The 19,306-nt window shown below is 60.0% G+C and carries 18 protein-coding genes; 11 read left to right on the top strand and 7 right to left on the bottom strand.

The genetic code is table 11. The annotated features are described in order from the left end of the window. Window positions 1-27: 27 nt before the first annotated feature. A complete protein-coding gene (locus SynBIOSE41_RS00360; RefSeq protein WP_186539199.1) occupies window positions 28-801 on the bottom strand; it encodes a DUF561 domain-containing protein in 774 nt (257 codons plus the stop codon). Window positions 802-874: 73 nt separating this feature from the next. Between SynBIOSE41_RS00360 and tilS the strand changes: the two genes are divergently transcribed. Next, entirely contained in the window at window positions 875-1,894 is a 1,020-nt protein-coding gene (tilS, locus tag SynBIOSE41_RS00355) for a tRNA lysidine(34) synthetase TilS (protein ID WP_186539198.1), read from the top strand. 6 nt (window positions 1,895-1,900) lie between these two features. Then, entirely contained in the window at window positions 1,901-2,911 is a 1,011-nt protein-coding gene (locus SynBIOSE41_RS00350) for a hypothetical protein (protein ID WP_186539197.1), read from the top strand. Here SynBIOSE41_RS00350 and SynBIOSE41_RS00345 read toward each other — a convergent pair. From SynBIOSE41_RS00345 to SynBIOSE41_RS00335, 3 genes are all read right to left on the bottom strand, one after another. After that, window positions 2,897-4,957, bottom strand: a complete 2,061-nt coding sequence (locus SynBIOSE41_RS00345; protein ID WP_186539196.1) for a ribonuclease J — start codon at window positions 4,955-4,957, stop codon at window positions 2,897-2,899. The genes SynBIOSE41_RS00350 and SynBIOSE41_RS00345 overlap by 15 nt on opposite strands. Before the next feature lie 68 nt (window positions 4,958-5,025). Continuing rightward, window positions 5,026-5,934 carry a 4-hydroxy-tetrahydrodipicolinate synthase gene (gene dapA, locus SynBIOSE41_RS00340; protein WP_186539195.1) on the bottom strand — a complete coding sequence of 303 codons (909 nt, stop codon included), beginning with the start codon at window positions 5,932-5,934 and terminating at the stop codon, window positions 5,026-5,028. Between the two features lie 5 nt (window positions 5,935-5,939). Continuing rightward, complete coding sequence (locus SynBIOSE41_RS00335; RefSeq protein WP_186539194.1) at window positions 5,940-6,971, bottom strand: aspartate-semialdehyde dehydrogenase; 1,032 nt, start codon at window positions 6,969-6,971, stop codon at window positions 5,940-5,942. A 166-nt stretch (window positions 6,972-7,137) separates the two neighbouring features. Here SynBIOSE41_RS00335 and tig point away from each other — a divergent pair, with 166 nt between their 5' ends. The 5 genes from tig to SynBIOSE41_RS00310 all read left to right on the top strand — a co-directional run bounded on the left by tig (window position 7,138) and on the right by SynBIOSE41_RS00310 (window position 13,552). Then, complete coding sequence (gene tig / locus SynBIOSE41_RS00330; protein ID WP_186539193.1) at window positions 7,138-8,583, top strand: trigger factor; 1,446 nt, start codon at window positions 7,138-7,140, stop codon at window positions 8,581-8,583. Window positions 8,584-8,624: 41 nt separating this feature from the next. Beyond that, complete coding sequence (clpP, locus tag SynBIOSE41_RS00325) at window positions 8,625-9,314, top strand: ATP-dependent Clp endopeptidase proteolytic subunit ClpP (protein WP_066908872.1); 690 nt, start codon at window positions 8,625-8,627, stop codon at window positions 9,312-9,314. An 88-nt stretch (window positions 9,315-9,402) separates the two neighbouring features. Further along, complete coding sequence (gene clpX / locus SynBIOSE41_RS00320) at window positions 9,403-10,758, top strand: ATP-dependent protease ATP-binding subunit ClpX (protein WP_186539192.1); 1,356 nt, start codon at window positions 9,403-9,405, stop codon at window positions 10,756-10,758. A 125-nt stretch (window positions 10,759-10,883) separates the two neighbouring features. After that, window positions 10,884-11,588, top strand: coding sequence for a lecithin retinol acyltransferase family protein (locus SynBIOSE41_RS00315; RefSeq protein WP_186539191.1), 705 nt, complete (start codon window positions 10,884-10,886; stop codon window positions 11,586-11,588). A gap of 23 nt (window positions 11,589-11,611) precedes the next feature. Continuing rightward, window positions 11,612-13,552 carry a DNA polymerase III subunit gamma/tau gene (locus SynBIOSE41_RS00310; protein ID WP_186539190.1) on the top strand — a complete coding sequence of 647 codons (1,941 nt, stop codon included), beginning with the start codon at window positions 11,612-11,614 and terminating at the stop codon, window positions 13,550-13,552. Here SynBIOSE41_RS00310 and SynBIOSE41_RS00305 read toward each other — a convergent pair. Both SynBIOSE41_RS00305 and SynBIOSE41_RS00300 read right to left on the bottom strand, forming a co-directional pair. Further along, complete coding sequence (locus SynBIOSE41_RS00305; protein WP_186539189.1) at window positions 13,549-14,922, bottom strand: glycosyltransferase family 2 protein; 1,374 nt, start codon at window positions 14,920-14,922, stop codon at window positions 13,549-13,551. The genes SynBIOSE41_RS00310 and SynBIOSE41_RS00305 overlap by 4 nt on opposite strands. Window positions 14,923-14,929: 7 nt before the next feature. Continuing rightward, the gene (locus tag SynBIOSE41_RS00300) at window positions 14,930-16,537 is read right to left on the bottom strand and encodes a SpoIID/LytB domain-containing protein (protein ID WP_186539188.1); all 1,608 of its coding nucleotides are present in this window, start codon (window positions 16,535-16,537) and stop codon (window positions 14,930-14,932) included. A 107-nt stretch (window positions 16,538-16,644) separates the two neighbouring features. Between SynBIOSE41_RS00300 and rpmI the strand changes: the two genes are divergently transcribed. The 3 genes from rpmI (at window position 16,645) to SynBIOSE41_RS00285 (ending at window position 17,883) form a co-directional block, all read left to right on the top strand. Beyond that, window positions 16,645-16,842: a 50S ribosomal protein L35 gene (gene rpmI / locus SynBIOSE41_RS00295; protein WP_066908876.1), complete on the top strand. Its 198-nt coding sequence runs from the start codon at window positions 16,645-16,647 to the stop codon at window positions 16,840-16,842. Window positions 16,843-16,910: 68 nt separating this feature from the next. Next, complete coding sequence (gene rplT / locus SynBIOSE41_RS00290) at window positions 16,911-17,258, top strand: 50S ribosomal protein L20 (protein WP_186539187.1); 348 nt, start codon at window positions 16,911-16,913, stop codon at window positions 17,256-17,258. Between the two features lie 34 nt (window positions 17,259-17,292). After that, the gene (locus SynBIOSE41_RS00285) at window positions 17,293-17,883 is read left to right on the top strand and encodes a tetratricopeptide repeat protein (protein WP_067327115.1); all 591 of its coding nucleotides are present in this window, start codon (window positions 17,293-17,295) and stop codon (window positions 17,881-17,883) included. On the opposite strand, the gene SynBIOSE41_RS00280 is transcribed toward SynBIOSE41_RS00285, so the two are convergent. Then, on the bottom strand, window positions 17,851-18,486 hold the full coding sequence (locus SynBIOSE41_RS00280) for a hypothetical protein (RefSeq protein ID WP_370594161.1): 636 nt from the start codon (window positions 18,484-18,486) through the stop codon (window positions 17,851-17,853). The two genes, SynBIOSE41_RS00285 and SynBIOSE41_RS00280, sit on opposite strands and share 33 nt — an antisense overlap. On the opposite strand from SynBIOSE41_RS00280, the gene SynBIOSE41_RS00275 reads away from it, so the two are divergent. Continuing rightward, on the top strand, window positions 18,464-19,273 hold the full coding sequence (locus SynBIOSE41_RS00275; protein ID WP_186539186.1) for a thiazole synthase: 810 nt from the start codon (window positions 18,464-18,466) through the stop codon (window positions 19,271-19,273). The two genes, SynBIOSE41_RS00280 and SynBIOSE41_RS00275, sit on opposite strands and share 23 nt — an antisense overlap. The last annotated feature ends 33 nt before the right edge of the window (window positions 19,274-19,306 follow it).

Here is a 19,306-nt window from a genome sequence, read left to right as displayed (position 1 = left end):
CCATTGGCGCGCGCGTGTCCGCAGCAATCAGACGCGGCTGGCGACCTCACGACCTAAGGCTTCACGCAAACCACGCACCACAGCAACCATGGACAACTCATCATCGAGGCGGTTCACCGCGGAACCAACGCCCACACCCGCTGCGCCAGCTGCGATCGCCATCGGCACGGTGACAGCTGAAAGACCCGATGCACACAGCACCGGTGCCGTCTCACCGGCATCCTGCAAAGCAGCACTGATGCTGTGAGCCGCGGCCAGAGTGGGAGCTGCCTTCTCAATCAGGCCAAGGCTGCCGGCGCTGAATGGTTTGGCACTGGTACCACCCTCGGTCTGGATCAGATCGGCACCGGCCGCCACCAGATCCACGGCCAGCTGTTCCTGCTGATCCATCGGCAACACGTGGGGAACGGTGACGCTCAGCACCACCTCAGGCAGCAATCCACGAGAGCGGCGTGTGAGTTCCAGCACCTCGTCGGCTCCGAAGATGCGCCCCTGGGGATAGAAGCAATCGAAATTACCGATCTCCACCATCGCAGCTCCTGCAGCAACAGCAGCGGGAAACTGCTCGGGCTCAACAGACGACACGCAGACCGGCAGGCCAGCGGATGCCTCAACCGCCAGCTTCACCAGTTCCGCATCACAGGCCACATCAATCAAATTGGCCCCACCCAGACCAGCGGCACGGGACACACGGGCGACCGATTCCGCGTCGAAGTTCATCAGACCGGCAATCACCTTCAGCGAGGAACGCTGTTCCAGGCTGCGGCGGAGAGCAGCAGGCAGCAGAGAAAGGCGGGACATCAAGCTGACATCAGATGGATAAATTCTCCCACCGCATGAACAGCCAGGATCGAAGCCACACCCAACCAGAGCAATGACAGCCGGCGAGCCTTGGCTGAACTGGCACGACAGGCTTCACCGCCAACTTCTACAAAATCCCCAGCTGTTGCCCAAAGGGGCAACCCTTTTACTGGCGATTTCCGGCGGTCAGGACTCGATGGCTCTGCTGGGGCTGCTGAGGGATCTGTCCAGTCGACATCACTGGACTCTGCAGCTCTGGCATGGAGACCATGGCTGGCATCCAAGGTCCGCTCGCATTGCCGCAGATTTGACCAGCTGGTGCCAGAGGCATCAACTGCCCCTGCTGGTCAGTACCAGCACATTCAGCACCACCGGCAGCGAAGCCAAAGCTCGTGCATGGCGTTACGCCCAGCTGCATCAGGCCTGTCAACAGCTCAACCTCAACAAGACAGGCGAACCGTGCCGCACGGTCGTGACCGCACACACCGCCAGCGACCGAGCCGAATCCTTGCTGTTACAACTCAGCCGAGGAACGGATCTGGCCGGGCTGGGCAACATGCGTTGGCAGCGGACCCTGAATGCCGATGCAAAGGATGACATTCAACTGGTCCGACCATTGCTGCATTTCAGCCGTGACGACACGTCCGCCATCTGCCGGGACCTGCAACTGCCGATCTGGACAGATCCGAGCAACAGCGATCCACGCTTCGATCGCAACCGCATCCGTGAGGAGGTCCTACCGGTGCTGGAGGCCCTGCACCCCGGCTGCAGCAGGCGGATGGCTGAGCTGAGCGAGCGAGTGTCCCAGCTGCAGGACACCCAGAACGCACTGGTGAAGATGAGTCTGGAGAATCTGAAGGGTGCTGACGGTGCCTTGAAGCGAACGCCCCTACAACAACTCCCCGATTCGGCAAGACGACTGCTTTTGCACGGATGGCTTCAGGCCCAGGGCATGCCAGCACTCTCGGCCCGACAGCTTGAAGAACTGAGCAGTGCCATCGGTCCCAGCCAACCGCCCGGCGAGCGCCATCTGGCAGGGCAGAAGCGACTCCACTGGTGCCGGAACTGGGTACAACTGGAGAACAACCGCTGAACCCCATTGGACGGCGACTTCCAAAGCAAGTACCTCGCCGCTGAAAAAGCCTATGGCGCTGGTGATTTCGAGGCTGCGCAATCGATCACCCTTGAACTGCTCAGTCAGCTGGAACCAATACCGGAAGAGGGTGCTGAACGGGATGCGGTTCTGGCATGGCGAGCCTTCGTGGCTCTGCTGGCAGGTCACATTGACCTGTATGGCTTTCAGGAGCCTGCTCAAGCTCGGAAGTTTTACCAACTGGTACTGGCCAGCAACCCCCAAGACACATTGCGGGAACTGGCGGAACAAGGCCTTGAACGGACCCGTGGCACGCCGGAGTTGGTGACCGGATCGGAGCAGGTGATTGATCAAGGTGAGGATCAATGCACGCAGCCTGCACAAACAACAGGCTCGCTGGCCTTGATCGCTGACCCCTTTCTCAGCGCGGCATCCGCCGAGGAGGACTCTCTGCAGCCGACGGTGATCGCAACCGCGATGCCCTGGCTCAAGGACGAGCAAATCGTGGACAGCCACGACCAAACACCCTCCAACCAGATCAACGCTCTGGCTGAGCCTGAGCCCGAAGCGGAAGCTCAGCCCATCACTGAACTGGAACCTGAACCTGAGCCTGAGCCTGAGACAACATCCACGATCACCGAGATCAGCACTGTGATCAACGACGAGCCATCAGACAGCATTCTTGACCAAACACCCTCCAACCAGATCAACGCTCTGGCTGAGCCTGAGCCCGAAGCGGAAGCTCAGTCCATCACTGAACTGGAACCTGAACCTGACTGCGAATCTGAACCCAGCGGTGAGCTCGCCCATGGAACAACAATTGAAGTCGTCCCCATCGCAACCAAGCCCAAAGCCGATCCGGAGATCAATGAAGCCTTCATCAAACGGCTAGAAGCGGGGAATTTGCTGGTGAAGCTCCCAGATACGGCACTGGTGGAGCCCACCAAGAAAAGCTCGGTGGGCGACCAGCCCAAAAGCCGTTGGTCGTGGCTGCGAACAGCCTTACGCAGCCGCTGAGCGGCGACGACGGGTGCGGCCAGCGGGCATGTCCTGATCGACTGCTGGGGCTGGAGCGGCGGGCGCAGGCACCTTGGCTGGCTCAGGGGCTTTGGAAGCTGCAACCACAGGTTGCTTCGCTGCAGCCGACTTGGCCTCAACAGCAGCTGAGCGAGCTGTCGTGATCACCCGCGCTGGCGTGGCTTCCCGGTTGCGATCTCGACCACCACCGTCACGACCTCCACCGTGGCGACCAGCTCCATGACCACCACCATGGCGACCACCACGTCCACGCGGCGCCGGGCGATCATCGGGCTCGGAGTCCGCTCGACCCTTGTACACAGGTGTTCCTGCCGGTGCGGGCTGTACCAGACAGAGAATCAAGGGCTCCACCTGAAGTTCACGGCGCATTCGGCGGCTGAGGCCGACCTCCACTTCCCGCTGTACACCCATCCAGTCCACATCAGGGGCTTTGCCACCGGTGTTGCGGGTCAGCTGCTTCCAGCGATTCTCGAGCACCCACTTGATTTCGCGTTCAGTCCACAGCGACATCTTGCGGGCGTCGGCAGTGGTGACGACACCGCGAAGATTCACGCGAGGCGGGGCCACCATGGCGCCGTCGGTGCTGATTGCAGCCAGGATCGTGACGATGCCGTCTTCCGCCAGTTGCTGACGCTCCTTGAGCACGCGAGCGTCAACAATGCCGTTCCGTGACTGATCGAGCAGCTCGATACCAGCCTTCACCGGGTCCGACTTGGTGATGGAATCAGCGGTGAGCTCAACAACATCGCCGTTATCAATAATCAGCGTGTTGTTCTCGGGAACGCCCATGGAATGACCGGTCCTGGCATGACGCACCAGCATGCGGTGCTCACCGTGCACGGGCACGAAAAATTTCGGACGAGTGAGCGCCAGCATCAGCTTCTGGTCCTCCTGGAAGCCGTGGCCAGAGACATGGATACCTTCGCCTTTGCCGTACACCACCTTGGCTCCCAGCATCATCAGCCGATCGATCGTGTTCACCACGGAAATGGTGTTTCCGGGAATCGGACTCGCCGAGAAGATGATCGTGTCGGAGCTCTTGACTCTCACCTGCGGGTGTTCACCACGGGAGATACGGCTCAGCGCTGCCAAAGGCTCACCCTGACTGCCGGTCATCAGCAGCAGGGTCTCGCGATCGGAGACATTGTTGATCTGCTTGATCGGCACAAACAGTTCATCAGGCGCACGCATGTAACCCAGTTCACGGGCCTTGGCGATCACGTTGAGCATGGAGCGTCCCAGCAAGCCAACCTTGCGCCCGTTCTTGAGGGCGAGCTCAAGGATCATCGACACACGATGGATTGAACTGGCAAAGGTGGTGACGATCACTCGCCCATCGGCCTCGGCGATGTGACGGTCAAGGTTGGAGAACACAGACCGCTCGGGAGGACAGAAACCCGGCACCTCAGCATTGGTGGAATCGCTGAACAAACAGAGAACTCCCCTGTCGCCATGGTGAGCTAGACGGGCCAGATCGAAGTGCTCGCCGTCAACAGGGGTGTGATCGAACTTGAAGTCGCCTGTGAAAATGATCGTTCCGACAGGCGTGGAGATGGCCAGCGAAAAGCTGTCGGCCATCGAGTGGGTGTTGCGGATGAACTCCACTGAGAAGTGCTGACCCACCTTCACCACGTCGCGAGGTCCGACGGTCTGCAGGGTGGTGCGATCGGCGACGCCGGCTTCATCCATCTTTCCGGTGAGCATCGAAAGAGCCAGTCGAGGCCCGTAGATCACCGGAATATTGAAGTGCTTGAGATGGTGGGCGATCCCGCCGATGTGGTCTTCATGACCATGGGTGACGATCATGCCGCGGATACGCTTCTGGTTCTCGCGCAGGAAGCTGGTATCAGGCAGAACGACGTTCACGCCGTGCATGCCATCGCTGGGGAAGGCGAGGCCGGCATCAACCAGCATCAGGTCATCGCCGTATTCAAAAACGCAGGTGTTCTTGCCGATTTCATGCAGTCCTCCGAGAGGGATCACTCTCAGGGTTGGTTGCTTGGTCTGGGCAGTTGTGACGGTCATGGGATCGCTTGGGTATGGAGAAAATCAATCAGGGAGGCGCACTTCAGCGCTGGTCAACAGCCTTGGCGTCAGGTCTGACGCAGGGCATCAAGGGCTTCGGAGAGGGCAGCGCGCATGGCAGGCTCCAGCGGAACGAGGGGAAGTCGGGGAGCACCCACCGGCCAACCACTCAACTCGAGAGCGGCTTTGACCGGAATGGGGTTGGTAGTGGCGAAAAGGGCCTTGAACAACGGCAGTAACTGCTCGTGATGTGAAAGAGCGACTGCGTTCTGACCAGCCAGATAAGCCTCAATCATGTTGCGCAGTCGACGCCCCACCACATGGCTGGCCACACTCACGACACCCACAGCGCCCACAGACAGCATCGGCAGTGTGAGGCCATCATCACCGCTGTAGATCGCCAGGCGGTGACCACAGGCCTGTCGTAACTGGGACACTTCTTCGGTGGTTCCACTGGCGGCCTTGAAGCTCACTACATTGGCGCAATTCATCAGCCTGGCAACTGAGTCCGGTTGCATGCTGCAACCTGTCCTGCCGGGAATGTTGTAAAGCATCAGCGGCAGGTCATCAGCAGCCTCAGCGATGGCGCGGAAATGGGCTTCCATCCCGTCCTGAGGGGGTTTGTTGTAGTAGGGCACCACCACTAGAGCACCATCAGCACCGGCTGCCGCAGCCTCGCGGGTGGCCTCAACCGCTTCGCGGGTGCAATTACTGCCGGTTCCTGCCAGCACATGCACACCGGGACCAACGGCCTGCCGCACGGCCTCGAACATCTTCAGTTGCTCGCTCCAGCTGAGCGTGGGGGACTCTCCGGTGGTTCCACACACCACGAGACCTTCCGAACCCTCATTCACCAGGTGACGGGCCAGACGACCTGCGAGCGCCAGATCCACGCCGCCTTCTGCATCGAAGGGGGTGACCATGGCCGTCACCAAACGACCGAAAGGAGTTGGGGAGAGTTCTGCAGCGGTACTCATAACGTTCAGGCGGCGGGCAACAGCAATTCGGCGATCTGAATGGCGTTGAGGGCCGCACCTTTACGGATCTGATCTCCACAAAGCCAGAATTCGAGTGCTTTTTCTTCACTGATGTCCTGTCGGATCCTCCCCACAACAACGGGATCACGACCAGTCACGTCCGTAGGCATGGGAAAACGATTGCTGGCAGGGTCTTCAAGCAGTTCCACACCCGGCGCAGCAGCGAGCAGCTCCCTGGCTTCAGTCACGGAAAAGGGCTCTGTGAATTCCACATTGACCGCTTCTGAATGGGCACGAAGGACCGGCACCCGCACACAGGTTGCCGTGAACCGAAGCTGTGGCAAACCCATGATCTTGCGGGTTTCATGGACCATCTTCATTTCCTCTTCGCAGTAACTGTTGGACTGCAGTGGTGAGTTGTGCAGAAAAAGGTTGAAGGCCAGCGAGTGGGGAAGCACCTCACTTTTGGGGGTGCCGCCATCGAGCACAACCCGGGAGAGATCCTTCAGTTCCTCCATGGCCCGGGCACCGGCACCACTGGCTGACTGATAGGTGCTCACGACAACCCTGTGCATCGGACGCTTGGCAGCAAGAGGGGCCAGAGCCAGCGTGAGGATGATCGTGGTGCAGTTGGGGTTGGCGATCACCCCCTTGTGCTCAGCAGCAGCCTCCGGATTCACCTCAGGAACCACCAGGGGCACGCCGTCTTCCATGCGGAAGGCACTGGAGTTATCCACCATCACGGCACCTGCGGAAACAATCGCTTCTCGCCATTGGCGCGACACCGAACCGCCAGCGGATGCCAGCACCAGATCAACTCCCTGGAAGGAGGACTCAGAGACTTCCTGAACCGTGATCGTCTGTCCGTTCCATTGACAGACCTGCCCTGCTGAACGGGCCGAGGCCAGCAGACGCAGCTCGGCCACTGGGAAATTGCGCTCCTGAAGCAGCTGAAGCAACTCCTGCCCCACCGCACCACTGGCACCGAGGACGGCCACCGTCAGAGGTCGATTCGGTAACTGGTTAACGGGGGTCAAACGGACGGGGACTCAGATACAGACGGGCAGGTGGTGCAACCACCGGCTGCAACAACCCTGAACACTTGAAGACAGGGTGTGGCTTTTCCTACAAAGCAGCTTACGCGGGGGTGATGGTCAGGCACTTAATTAATGTGTTGGGCTGCTTGTACCTGCGACCCAGCCGATGAGTGCCGCCAGCCTGAAGGTTTCCACCTCCTCCCGTCCCGGTAGCCGACTGGCAGTGGAGGTCGCTGTTCCTGCAGAACGCTGTGAGGCCAGTTACGAGGAAGCAATCAAGCGGCTGAGCCGCAGTGTCAATCTGCCGGGCTTTCGCAAGGGCAAAGTTCCCCGCACCGTTCTGTTGCAGCAGCTGGGTGCTCTGCGGATCCGCGCTACAGCACTGGAAACACTTGTTGACAGCGTTTGGCGTGATGCCCTCGAACAGGAAACGATTGAAGCTCTCGGCCAGCCCGAACTGAGCGGCGGCTTCGATGAACTGCTCGAGAGCTTCAAGCCTGGAGAAGGCCTCACTCTGACGTTGGAAACCGACGTCGCCCCAACACCGAAGCTGAAGAGCACGAAGGGGCTGAAGGCCGAGGCCGAAAACGTCAGCTACGACCCGGCGCGCGTGGACGAAATGCTGGAGGACTCACGCCGCCAGCTGGCCACCGTGGTTCCCGTTGAAGGACGCAAGGCGGAGAAGGGAGATATCGCTGTTGTGGGCTTTAAGGGCATCTACAGCGATGACGGCAGTGAGATCGAGGGCGGCAGCGCCGATTCCATGGATGTCGATCTCGAGCATGGGCGCATGATCCCAGGCTTCATTGAAGGTGTGGTGGGCATGGCAGTCGGAGACAGCAAGACGGTGGACTGCACATTCCCTGAGGACTATCCCAAGGAAGATGCACGCGGACGCAAGGCCAGCTTTGACATCGAACTGAAAGACCTCAAGACTCGCGAGCTGCCTGAACTGAACGATGAGTTCGCGAAGCAGGCCAGCGAGCAGGAGTCCCTGGCGGATCTGCGCAGCGACCTTGAACAACGTCTCAAGGATGACGCCGAACGCCGCGCACGCAGCAACCGCCACGACGCTCTGCTGGCCGCTCTGGTGGAACAACTGGAAGTCGAACTTCCCGAAAGCCTGATCCAACAGGAGGTTCGCAATCTGGTGGAACAGACCGCTGGACAATTTGCCCAGCAGGGAATGGATGTGAAATCGCTGTTCACTCCCGAACTGGTCCGCAACCTGATGGACTCCTCACGCCCTGAAGCTGAGGAGCGCCTGCGCCGAAGCCTTGCTTTAACAGCCCTGGCAGAGAGTGAAAAGCTCACTGTCGAGGACAGCGAGCTTGAGGCCAAACTCGAGGATGTGAAGCAACAGCTTTCCGGCGAGCGCGACATCGACCCCGAGCGCCTTCGTCAGGCTGTGCTTGATGATCTGCTTCAAGAGAAGCTTCTGGGCTGGCTGGAAGAGAACAGCACCATCACCGACAAAGCTCCGGAAGACTCTGAGAAAGAAGACAAGGGATCAGCCAGGAAGGCCGCAGCCAAGAGCGACAAACCCGCTGCAAAGAAAAAAACAACCAAAGCAAAAAGCGCCAAGAAGGACAGTGATGGCGCCGAAGCCTGATCTGCAGCCATAGATTGCTTGCAAAGCCCGCTAGCCGCCGAGTGATCGACGACCGCATTCACCATCCGATTCAGAACCGCTGGCGGGGGATTCAGCCTGTCTCGCAGCATCCTCAGGCAGCTCCTGGCGTGCTGCCGACAGTGGTTGAGCAGTCCGGTCGAGGTGACCGTGCCTTCGACATCTATTCCAGATTGCTGCGCGAGCGGATCATCTTCTTAGGCACCGGTGTGGACGATCAGGTGGCGGACGCCCTGGTGGCTCAGCTGCTGTTCCTGGAAGCGGAGGATCCCGAGAAGGACATTCAGATCTACATCAATTCCCCAGGCGGCTCTGTGACTGCCGGCCTGGCGATTTACGACACCATGCAGCAAGTGGCGCCTGACATTGTCACCATCTGCTACGGCCTGGCAGCTTCCATGGGAGCCTTCCTGCTGTCCGGAGGTGCCAAAGGCAAGCGACTGGCGCTTCCCAATGCTCGAATCATGATCCACCAACCCCTTGGTGGTGCTCAGGGGCAAGCAGTGGATATTGAAATCCAGGCCAAGGAGATCCTGTTCCTCAAGCAAACCCTCAACGGTCTCATGGCCGATCACACCGGACAGCCACTGGAGAAGATCGCTGAAGACACGGACCGTGACAACTTCATGTCTCCCGCCGAAGCCGTCACTTACGGCCTGATTGATCGCGTCGTGGACAGTTTCGGAGACGGAGAAATCGTTACGGAGGGCTGACATCAGCCCGTTCTGTCGCGATCCTCAGTACCTGGGCCGAGTTCCATTCGATCCAGCTCTGTGTTCCGACTGACCTGCGAAGCGCCCGATGGCCAAGTTCGACGCCCATCTGAAGTGCTCCTTCTGCGGAAAGTCCCAGGAGCAAGTGCGCAAGCTGATTGCAGGCCCTGGCGTCTACATCTGTGATGAGTGCATCGATCTCTGCAACGAGATCCTGGATGAGGAGCTGATCGATGCTCAGGGTGGTAGCCGGCAGGGCAATGAGCCGACCAGGAAGAGCGGCTCAAACCAGCCCCGCAAGACCTCCAAGCCTGCGCCGACCCTCGCCTCCATTCCCAAACCACAGGAGATCAAGGGTTTCCTGGACCAGCAGGTCGTGGGACAGGACGCTGCCAAGAAAGTCATGTCGGTGGCGGTTTACAACCACTACAAGCGCCTGGCCTGGCAGGGAGACGGCAAAGGGGAGACTGAACAGACCGCCACCAGGCTGCACAAATCCAACATTCTTCTGATCGGCCCAACGGGCTGTGGCAAGACGCTGCTTGCCCAAACCCTCGCGGAGATGCTGGATGTGCCCTTCGCCGTGGCCGACGCCACCACCCTCACGGAAGCGGGCTACGTCGGTGAAGACGTGGAGAACATCCTGCTGCGGCTGCTCCAGAAGGCCGACATGGATGTGGATCTCGCCCAACGGGGGATCATCTACATCGACGAGATCGACAAGATCGCCCGTAAGAGCGAAAACCCATCGATCACCAGGGATGTTTCCGGTGAGGGAGTGCAGCAGGCTCTGCTCAAGATGCTTGAAGGCACTGTGGCCAACGTTCCGCCCCAGGGCGGCCGCAAGCATCCCTATCAGGACTGCATCCAGATCGACACCAGCCAGATCCTGTTCATCTGTGGTGGTGCCTTCGTGGGATTGGACGATGTGGTGCAGAAACGCATGGGTCGGAACGCCATTGGCTTCGTGCCCAGCGACAGCCGCGGTCGCGGCAAGGCCACGCGCGATCTTCAGGCTTCACAAGTGCTGCGTCACCTCGAACCGGATGATCTGGTGAAGTACGGGCTGATCCCCGAATTCATCGGTCGCATGCCCGTGAGCGCTGTCCTGGATCCGCTGGACAAACACGCTCTTGAATCCATCCTCACCGAACCGAGGGATGCCCTGGTCAAGCAGTTCCGAACCCTCTTGAGCATGGACAACGTGAAACTTGACTTCGAGGCAGGAGCCATCGAAGCCATCGCTCAGGAAGCGCATCGTCGCAAGACCGGCGCCAGAGCTTTGCGCGGCATTGTGGAAGAGCTGATGCTCGATCTCATGTACGAGTTGCCCTCTCGCAAAAACGTGCCTGACTTCACGATCACCCGCGCCATGGTGGAGGAACACACGGGCGGCAAGGTGCTGTCTCTGCCCGGCAAGGATCGCCAGCAGGAATCAGCCTGATCGCCATGGCCAACTCTTGATGGTTCTGAACACAACTCATTCAGACCCAACCACTGCGGTTCGGAAGCCCCCAGTTCCTGAGAAGGAACTGCGCGACAGACTTAAGCGAGCCCTTCTTCACGGCCATGGCCACCGCCGACCATCTGAGGGTCCCTCGTCAGCACGGTTTGTTTCTGCACCACGGGATCGATCTGGGCGATGGAACGGTCGCCCATTACCTGGAGGGTCGTGAAATCCTGCGCAGCTCCCTGGAAGATTTCAGCCGCGGTGAGGAGGTGAGCATGGTCAGCCATGAACAGGCCTCACCTGCTGGGGTGACCCTGAGAAGGGCCATGAGCAGGATTGGCGAACAGAACTACAACCTGCTGTTCAACAACTGCGAACACTTCGCCAACTGGTGCAAAACGGGACGGCACAGGAGCGGTCAAGTGGAGGACTGGCTCCACACAGGCAGCCTCGGTGCACTCGCATTCGGCCAGCTGATGCCTGCGGCTCTGCTCACCGGACTGGGTGTGTTGCTGCGTAAAGGGGCGATCGATGAACAGTCACGCCAACGCGCCCGGCGAGCTCTGGAACACCTGCAGAAACTGCGAATACGCCTGATGCAGAAACTGGACAGCACCCTCGAGCAGGCGGAGACCTGGATGCAAGGCATGCCTGGTCAGGGAGCCGATGAACGGGTGGATCGACGCAGTCGGCAGCTGTTGCTCACGGGCCGGGGCATCGCCGATGAACTGGCAGCCGTCGAAGACATGGAAGACAAGCTGCATTCACTGCTGGATGAGACCTCTCAAGAAGAAGGCACAGTTTCAGGACCAGAACCTCGGTAGCCTCAGAATCCTGCCGGCAGTGCATGAGCCAGCCGTACCAGCCACTGCATCACAAGTACCGGCCCCAACGGCTTGATCAGCTGGTGGGTCAGGAAGCGATTGCAGCCACCCTCGGCCATGCCCTGCGAACCGGACGCATTGCACCGGCCTATCTGTTCAGCGGACCTCGAGGAACGGGTAAGACCTCCAGCGCCCGCATCCTTGCCCGTTCACTCAACTGCCTCAGCAACGACGGCCCGACGCCGGAACCCTGTGGCAACTGCGAACTCTGCAACTCAATCGCCGCAGGCACAGCACTGGATGTAATCGAGATCGATGCCGCCTCCAACACCGGCGTCGACAACATCCGCGACCTGATCGAGCGCTCAAGATTCGCTCCTGTGCAGGCGCGCTGGAAGGTGTACGTGGTGGACGAGTGCCACATGCTCTCCACAGCCGCATTCAACGCGCTGCTCAAGACCCTGGAGGAACCGCCTCCACAGGTGGTGTTCGTGCTGGCCACAACTGACCCACAGCGGGTTCTGCCCACCATCCTCAGCCGCTGTCAGCGGTTTGACTTCCGTCGAATCCCCCTCGAGGCACTCGAGCAGCACCTTCAGTGGATCGCTGCGGAGGAATCGATTCCGATCCAACCGGAAGCTCTGCATGTGGTGGCCCAACGAGCCCAGGGCGGCCTGCGTGATGCAGAAAGCCTGCTGGATCAGCTGAGCCTGCTGCCCGGACCGATCGAAGCCGGCGCGGTATGGGATCTCTTGGGAGCAGTACCTGAACAGGAGTTGCTGGAGCTGGTGAAAGCCATGAGCACCAGTGAGCCGGTGACATTGCTGGAAGCCAGCCGGCAACTGCTTGACCGCGGCCGCGATGCCGGATCGGTGCTGCAGGGAATGGCAGGGATCCTGCGGGATCTCGTGCTGATGGCCGCTGCTCCAGATCGACCTGAGCTCACAGGTGTCTCTCCACAGTTCCGCGATCAACTGCCTCCCCTGGCCAAATCCATTGGCCGGACACGACTGCTGCAATGGCAGGGCCAGTTGCGAGGTGCTGAACAACAGCTTCGTCAGAGCGTGCAGCCTCGCCTTTGGCTGGAGGTGCTGCTGCTCGGTCTGCTGGCTGAACCAGCCGCCGCGACAGTCGCAGCAACTCCAGCACCGGCAGCAACTCGCGTGAGCTCTGCAGCTCCGGTGTCCTCATCAGCTGTTCCACCGCCAGCTCCTGCCCCGGTTCCAGCTGTTGCTTCAACAGCCGGTGCTTCAACAGCTGTGCCAGAAGTGAGCCTTCCCGACACATCTACAACCCCTTCGCCACCAAAGCAGTCCACTAGTGCATCCGAACCGCAGGCACAAGAAGCTGCAACGACTGCTACTGCAAGCCAAGACCTCGGCGAGCTCTGGCAGCAAATTCTGGCCAGCCTGGAACTTCCCTCCACGCGAATGCTGCTCTCGCAGCAAGCCCGACTGACTCGGATCGACAGCCACCGCGCTGTGGTGCAGGTGTCCGGGAACTGGATGGGCATGGTGCAGAGTCGCGCAGCCTTGCTGGAGAAGGCAATTGCAAGTGCCATGGGAGGCAACCGTCAACTGGTCCTCGAAAACCATGGAGGAGCAGCACCCATGGCAGCTATGCCGAGCGCACCTGCACCCAAACCTGCACCAGCGCCGGCAGCAGTTCCCAGCAATGGCGCTCAGCTTCCTTCACCCGCTCAGTCGGCCGCTGTTGTTCCGAACAATGCAGCATCTTCAGCACCCCCATCAACAACAGCGCCTGCCCAGCCACCGCCTGCAGCTGCAGCTCCCTCGATGGCAAGCGGCCAGGCTCCTTCCGTGCAGACAGGCCATGCGACGGTGTCTTCTCAACCAGCAACGGCTCCACCAGTCCGCTCTGAGCCTTCAGCCATGGATGACAAAGTGAAACGCTTCGCTGACTTCTTCAACGGTCAGGTTCTGGACGTGGACCTCAACAGCTAGATCCCAGGCTCTGAAGCCTGAAGTGTCTCTCCCTCTCCGCTGTGCGTGGTCTTGGCCCAGACCAGTCGTTTGGGAAGAAACGCCATGCGCAGGGTGACCCAGGGGATCACAAGGAACCAGTGACTGAGATAGGCGATTCCAAGCAGAAGATTGAAAACACCTGGCGAAGGCAAATCGGGCCCTTCGCTGGGGCGTCGACAGCCACGCCAGTAGGCAACACCGGACACGCTGAAGGCCACGATCGACAGAGGCCAGTAAGCGGGCGTGGTGCGGCTGATCACACTCGTGAGCAGATCCGCCCAGGAGACCACGGGAAGGGCATACTGAAGCAGGAAGAAACAAGCCACATCGCTGCGCTGAGCAGGGGTCAGACGCGACGAAATCAAGCCAGGCCAGTAGTCGAGAAAGCGTTGCAGTCCTCCTTCGGCCCAACGCTGACGCTGCTTCCAGAGTGCCTGAAGCGACTCAACAGCCTCCTCCTGCACGGGTGGATCCCAGAGAATGCCGATCCGAGCTCCCTGCAAGATCAAACGAAAACTCAGATCCAGATCGTCGGTGACGGTGTCCTCGTTGAAACCACCGCAGGCCTCCAGCAAATCGCGGCGCAACAGCTCGCCATTGCCACGAAGTTCAGCCACTCCACCACCGGCAAGCCGTCCATCCTGAAGCTGGGCATCAAAGGCCATCTCCATGGCCTGAGCACGGGTTAACCAGTTGCTGCTGGCATTGGTGACTGCCTTGCGCATCTGGACAGCTGACCACTCGCCGCTGGTTGCGAAGGGCATCAACCGTTCCAGCTGATCAGAACCCAGCTGTGCATCCGCGTCAAGAATCAGCAGCCATTCACCCTTGGTCTGAGCCAGGGCGGCATTGAGAGCACCGGACTTTCCTCCACCGGCATTGCGAGGGCGGCTGATCACCTGTAGGGACGGGAATCGGATCTGAAGCTCTGCGAGGCGGTCGGGAGTGCGGTCTTCGCTGCCGTCATCCACCACACACAAGCTCAGACGACCATCGGGGTAGCGCAAGGCACTGAGCCGCTCTACAAGCCGGGTGACAACCGCTTCCTCATCTCGGGCAGCAACCACCACATCCACTGTGGGGAATAACTCTGCAGCCTTTGAAGGGGAATCGTCCGAATCCCTGCCGTTGTTCTGCGTGGTCTGCTGATCATGACCTCGCATCAAGGTGCGCAGGGCATACCCCCCGAGCAGCATCGCCAGAGTGAAGGCAGGGATCAGGCTCCGGGATGGATCCAGCCAATGGGGCACCGCACCGGCCCAGCCACAGGCCGCCAGGAAGAAGACCGTCTTGCCGCGTCGGTGATCTCCAGTCCCTGCGGCCACAGCCCTCCCACCACGACGAAACATTGGGACTTTAGGGGGCCTCAGCAGGTACGGACCCGGCAGGCACTGTGAATGGCCCCAACTGGGTTCCGGGGTAATAGTGCTGAAGGATCCGCTGAGCACTCCAACCGCGATCGGCCAGATCGATTGCACCTGCCTGGGACAGCCCCACTCCATGGCCAAACCCTCCGCCTCGGAAGCGCCAGACCCCCGCCCCTTCAGCTTCAACAACAAACAACGTGCTGGGCAAACGGCGAAGGGTGCGCCGGATGGCATCCAGTTTCAGAACCACAGGCGCCGCTCCACGATCCCGGTCAAGTTCAAGCGAGAGCACCCGGCCACTGGGCCCGCGCTTCTGCACGCTGATCGATGTGGGAGCAGCATTCCCCTGACCGGCAGCGGCAAGTGCCTGACCAAGCTGTCCTGCGGTGTAGACGCGACTCCAGCGAAACCGGGGATGACCTGCTCCATAAGCACCATCCCCGCCTTTCAGCAGAGACTGCACACCCTGGTTGCTGCTCAGAGGCAGGGAGAGCGACTGACCCCAGGAGCTCAGGCCATCCGCCTGCACCCTCACGTAGGGCAGTGGCTCCATATCCCAGGCCTCCTCAGCGTGAGCACTGACTCCGCCATTGGTGGCGTGATACACGGCATGAATCGGCTGCCCATCCCACAACAAAACCTCACCAGCCGTGGCACGGATGGCCTGTCGCACCGATGGGCTGGCCATCCGTGGATCGCTGTACACCTGGCATTGGGTGTCACTGCAGAGGTGATATCCATCCAGAGCGAAGCGATGGCTGTTGGCCAAAGCCCAGGTGCGGGCCAGCACGGCCTGGGCCTGTAACGCCGCCGCTGGGGATCCGGCTCCGATCTCGTGGGGCACCACACCCTCGAGATAACGCTCGAGCGGAAGCTTCTCCAGCAACGTCCAGCTGCCGTAGGCATCCGCCTGAAGACGGAACGGTCCACGCAGAACCCCACCCTTCCAGCGCATGCCGTCGGAAGCTTGCACCTGCAGAGGCCCCTGCAGGGTTCGACCACCCGTGGGGCCCTCGAGCACGGGCATCACCACACTGCTGATGCGCTCACTGACATCGCGCAATGACACACCTGAAAGATCCTGCGCATCAGCAGGAGCCCAAACCTCCCATTCGCCTGGATGGGCCACCTGAGCCTTCACCCCCTGAGCACCCCATCGCTGGGCGATCTGGTCCGCAGACTCGAAACTCGCGAAGGGTCCCGCAACACGTCGGGCCACGTCGAGAGGTTCCGGAAGAGCAACCAGTCGCCAGCTGAAGCGCAGCCGGTCAGCCGACGACACAAGCTTTCCGGTCCGATCACGCAGTTGCAGAGGAGCCGCTCCCGCGCTGATCAACGTCAATTGAGCAGCCGATCGATCGGGCCGCGTTCCCACCCCGAGATGATCATCGAGTGATACCCAGAGAACGGAATTCCTGGCCGAGGGCGGCAAGGGAACGCCTCGATGAGTCGGAACCGCAACAACCTCAGACTGAGGAGAAGGCTGCTCAATTACCTGCTGCTCAATGACCTCGGCCTGACAGCCCAGGGCAGCACAGACCGGAAGCCAGATCCAGGGGAGGAGTCTGAAGACTGCATCTGGTGCAGAACGAGACATGGCAGCGAGCTTGACAGCGGATCTGAGCATGAAGCTGGACAAAGGGTTTGGCTGAAGGGGGGGGTGAGGTTCTATGTTTGTCGTTTGTGCAACGCGCCGCCAGAGAAATGCCCAAGCTCAAGACCCGCAAAGCAGCCGCCAAGCGGTTCAAAGCAACAGGCACAGGCAAATTCCTGCGACGTCGCGCATTTCACAATCACCTCCTGGATCACAAAAGTCCGAAATTGAAGAGACACCTGAAAACGAAAGCTGTCGTTGATCGCACTGACGAAGAGCGCGTGGCCCTGATGATGCCCTACGCCTGAGTCCTAGCTCGCTTCCAGAGCAGTGACGGATCTGAACACATCTCCCTTAACTCCCTTTCTCAAGACCCATGGCACGCGTTAAAAGAGGCAACGTCGCCCGTAAGCGGCGCAACAAGATCCTCCGCCTGGCTCGCGGCTTCCGCGGCAGCAACGGAACCCTCTTCCGCACCGCCAATCAGCGGGTCATGAAGGCTTTATGCAATGCCTACCGTGACCGGCGCCGGCGTAAGCGTGATTTTCGCCGTTTGTGGATTGCCAGAATCAACGCTGCAGCTCGCTTGAATGGGGTGAGTTACAGCCGTTTGATCGGTGGCCTCAAAAAAGCGGATGTACGCCTGAACCGCAAAATGCTGGCACAAATGGCAGTGGTGGACCCCTCCAGCTTCGCCAATGTGGTGAATGCAACTCAGGCTTGAATAGCGTCCCTTCACGGGCGCTTAACCAGCCTTCATGAATTCCTTCCTGCCGCAGACCTACCTGCTTGGGCTGATCGGCTTGCTTGCAATTGCTGCCGTCATTGCAGGTCGTCAGCTTCTACGAGTGCGTCGTGATGAATTGGAGCTCATTCGTCTCGAGCAGTCCGAAGCCGGATCCTCCAAAGATGCCGGTGATCTTTATGAGCTCGCCTGTGTCCAACTACGCAAGCGTTTGTACCCGAAGGCCACAGCGACATTGCGTCAGGCCGTGAAACGCCTGAACCAAGAACCTCAGGAAGCACGGGCACTGATCCAGAACGCACTGGGATTTTCTCTGGCTGCTCAGAAGGATTTTTCTGGCGCTGTGCGTCATTACAAATTCGCTCTGCAGGCGAAGCAGGATTATCCAGTGGCCCTCAACAATCTCGCCTTTGCACAGGAGCGACTTCTCAACAGGGAGGAGGCAGCTGAGCTGTACCGCAAAGTGCTAACGCTTGACCCCGCGAACAAAACAGCAAAAAACCGACTGAAACGTTTGGAGCGGACAGCCAAAGGTCGAACAAGCAGCTCATTCATTGAACCGCAGAAGAACTCACCAGAGAGCCCTGACGGCAGGGGCTTCTGAACCAGGGCAGCTTGGAGCCAGACTGAGGCTGCCACCACGATTGGTGATTCGTGGAGCCTGCCAACTCGAAAGAGTCATCCCTTGAAGACCGAGGTAACTGCCACCCGGCTCGAGTTCATCCGTGAGCTGGCTAGCGAGAGGCAATAAATCCACCTGATCAGATGAGGCATTGAGATTGCCCTGCACCGGAGTGCTGATCTCGCCGATCTGCATGTTTCCCCTCAGATCAACCATCTGTCCGATGGGCTGAACACTCGCCAAGGTGAGCTTCACATCCACGCTGTTGCCGCTTGTGAAAGACAGATAACTGCCGCACCACTCTCTGGGCATCGACGTTGCGATATTGGCGGCCCTGGCGATCGGATCAAAACGCTGAACCAAACCTTCAATCTCAAGGGGATCCTCCAAGGTGGAGGCATCAAGAGGTAAGGACGGTTCGAACGTCGCCGGAATCTCGATCGGCGCGTTCATGTCCATAGTGATGGGCATGACGAGAACGGATGATTGCCGCAGGGTAGGTCCCTCAACCATGGCCTGTTCGACTTCCGATCCGGTTCCCCACCAGTCCGCAGCTCCTTCAATGGCATCGACCCCGCCCAGCACCGACCCACTTCTGATCGGTGGTCGGCAGTTCAACAGCAGGCTGTTCACCGGCACGGGCAAATATCCCAATCTGGAAGCGATGCAGCAAAGCCTCGTTCGCTCCGATTGCGACATGGTGACCGTGGCCGTCAGGCGCGTGCAAACCGTGGCAGCCGGACATGCCGGCCTGATGGAGGCCATCGACTGGACACGGATCTGGATGCTGCCCAACACCGCAGGCTGTGCCAATGCTGATGAAGCCGTGCGCGTAGCCAGGCTGGGCCGCGAGCTGGCCAAGCTTGCAGGTCAGGAGGACAACACGTTTGTGAAGCTGGAGGTGATTCCTGACAGCCGTCACCTGTTACCTGACCCCTTCGGAACTCTTGAGGCTGCCGAACAGCTTGTGAAGGAAGGATTTACGGTGCTGCCCTACATCAATGCCGATCCGCTGCTTGCACAACGGCTGGAGGAGGTGGGCTGCGCAACAGTGATGCCTCTGGGCTCACCGATCGGATCCGGTCAGGGGCTGCGCAACGCTTCCAACATTGCACTGATCATCGAAAATGCTGGTGTTCCAGTCGTGGTGGACGCAGGGATCGGGGTACCGAGTGAAGCCGCTGCGGCCCTGGAAATGGGTGCTGATGCGGTCTTGGTGAACAGCGCCATTGCCCTGGCGGGCAACCCAGCGGCCATGGCTGAAGCGATGGGTCAGGCCGTTCAAGCGGGTCGCACGGCTTACCTTTCAGGCCGACTTCCGAAACTCGAACAAGCCAGTGCCAGCTCTCCGACCACCGGTCTGGTGAAGTAAAGAGTGGTGAAGTGACATGAAGCAAGCGACATA

Origin of the sequence: Synechococcus sp. BIOS-E4-1 (assembly GCF_014279995.1) — a bacterium.
Classification (GTDB): domain Bacteria; phylum Cyanobacteriota; class Cyanobacteriia; order PCC-6307; family Cyanobiaceae; genus Synechococcus_C.
The sequence above is the reverse complement of the archived record's forward strand: the minus strand, read 5'-3'. Positions and strand labels throughout refer to the sequence as shown.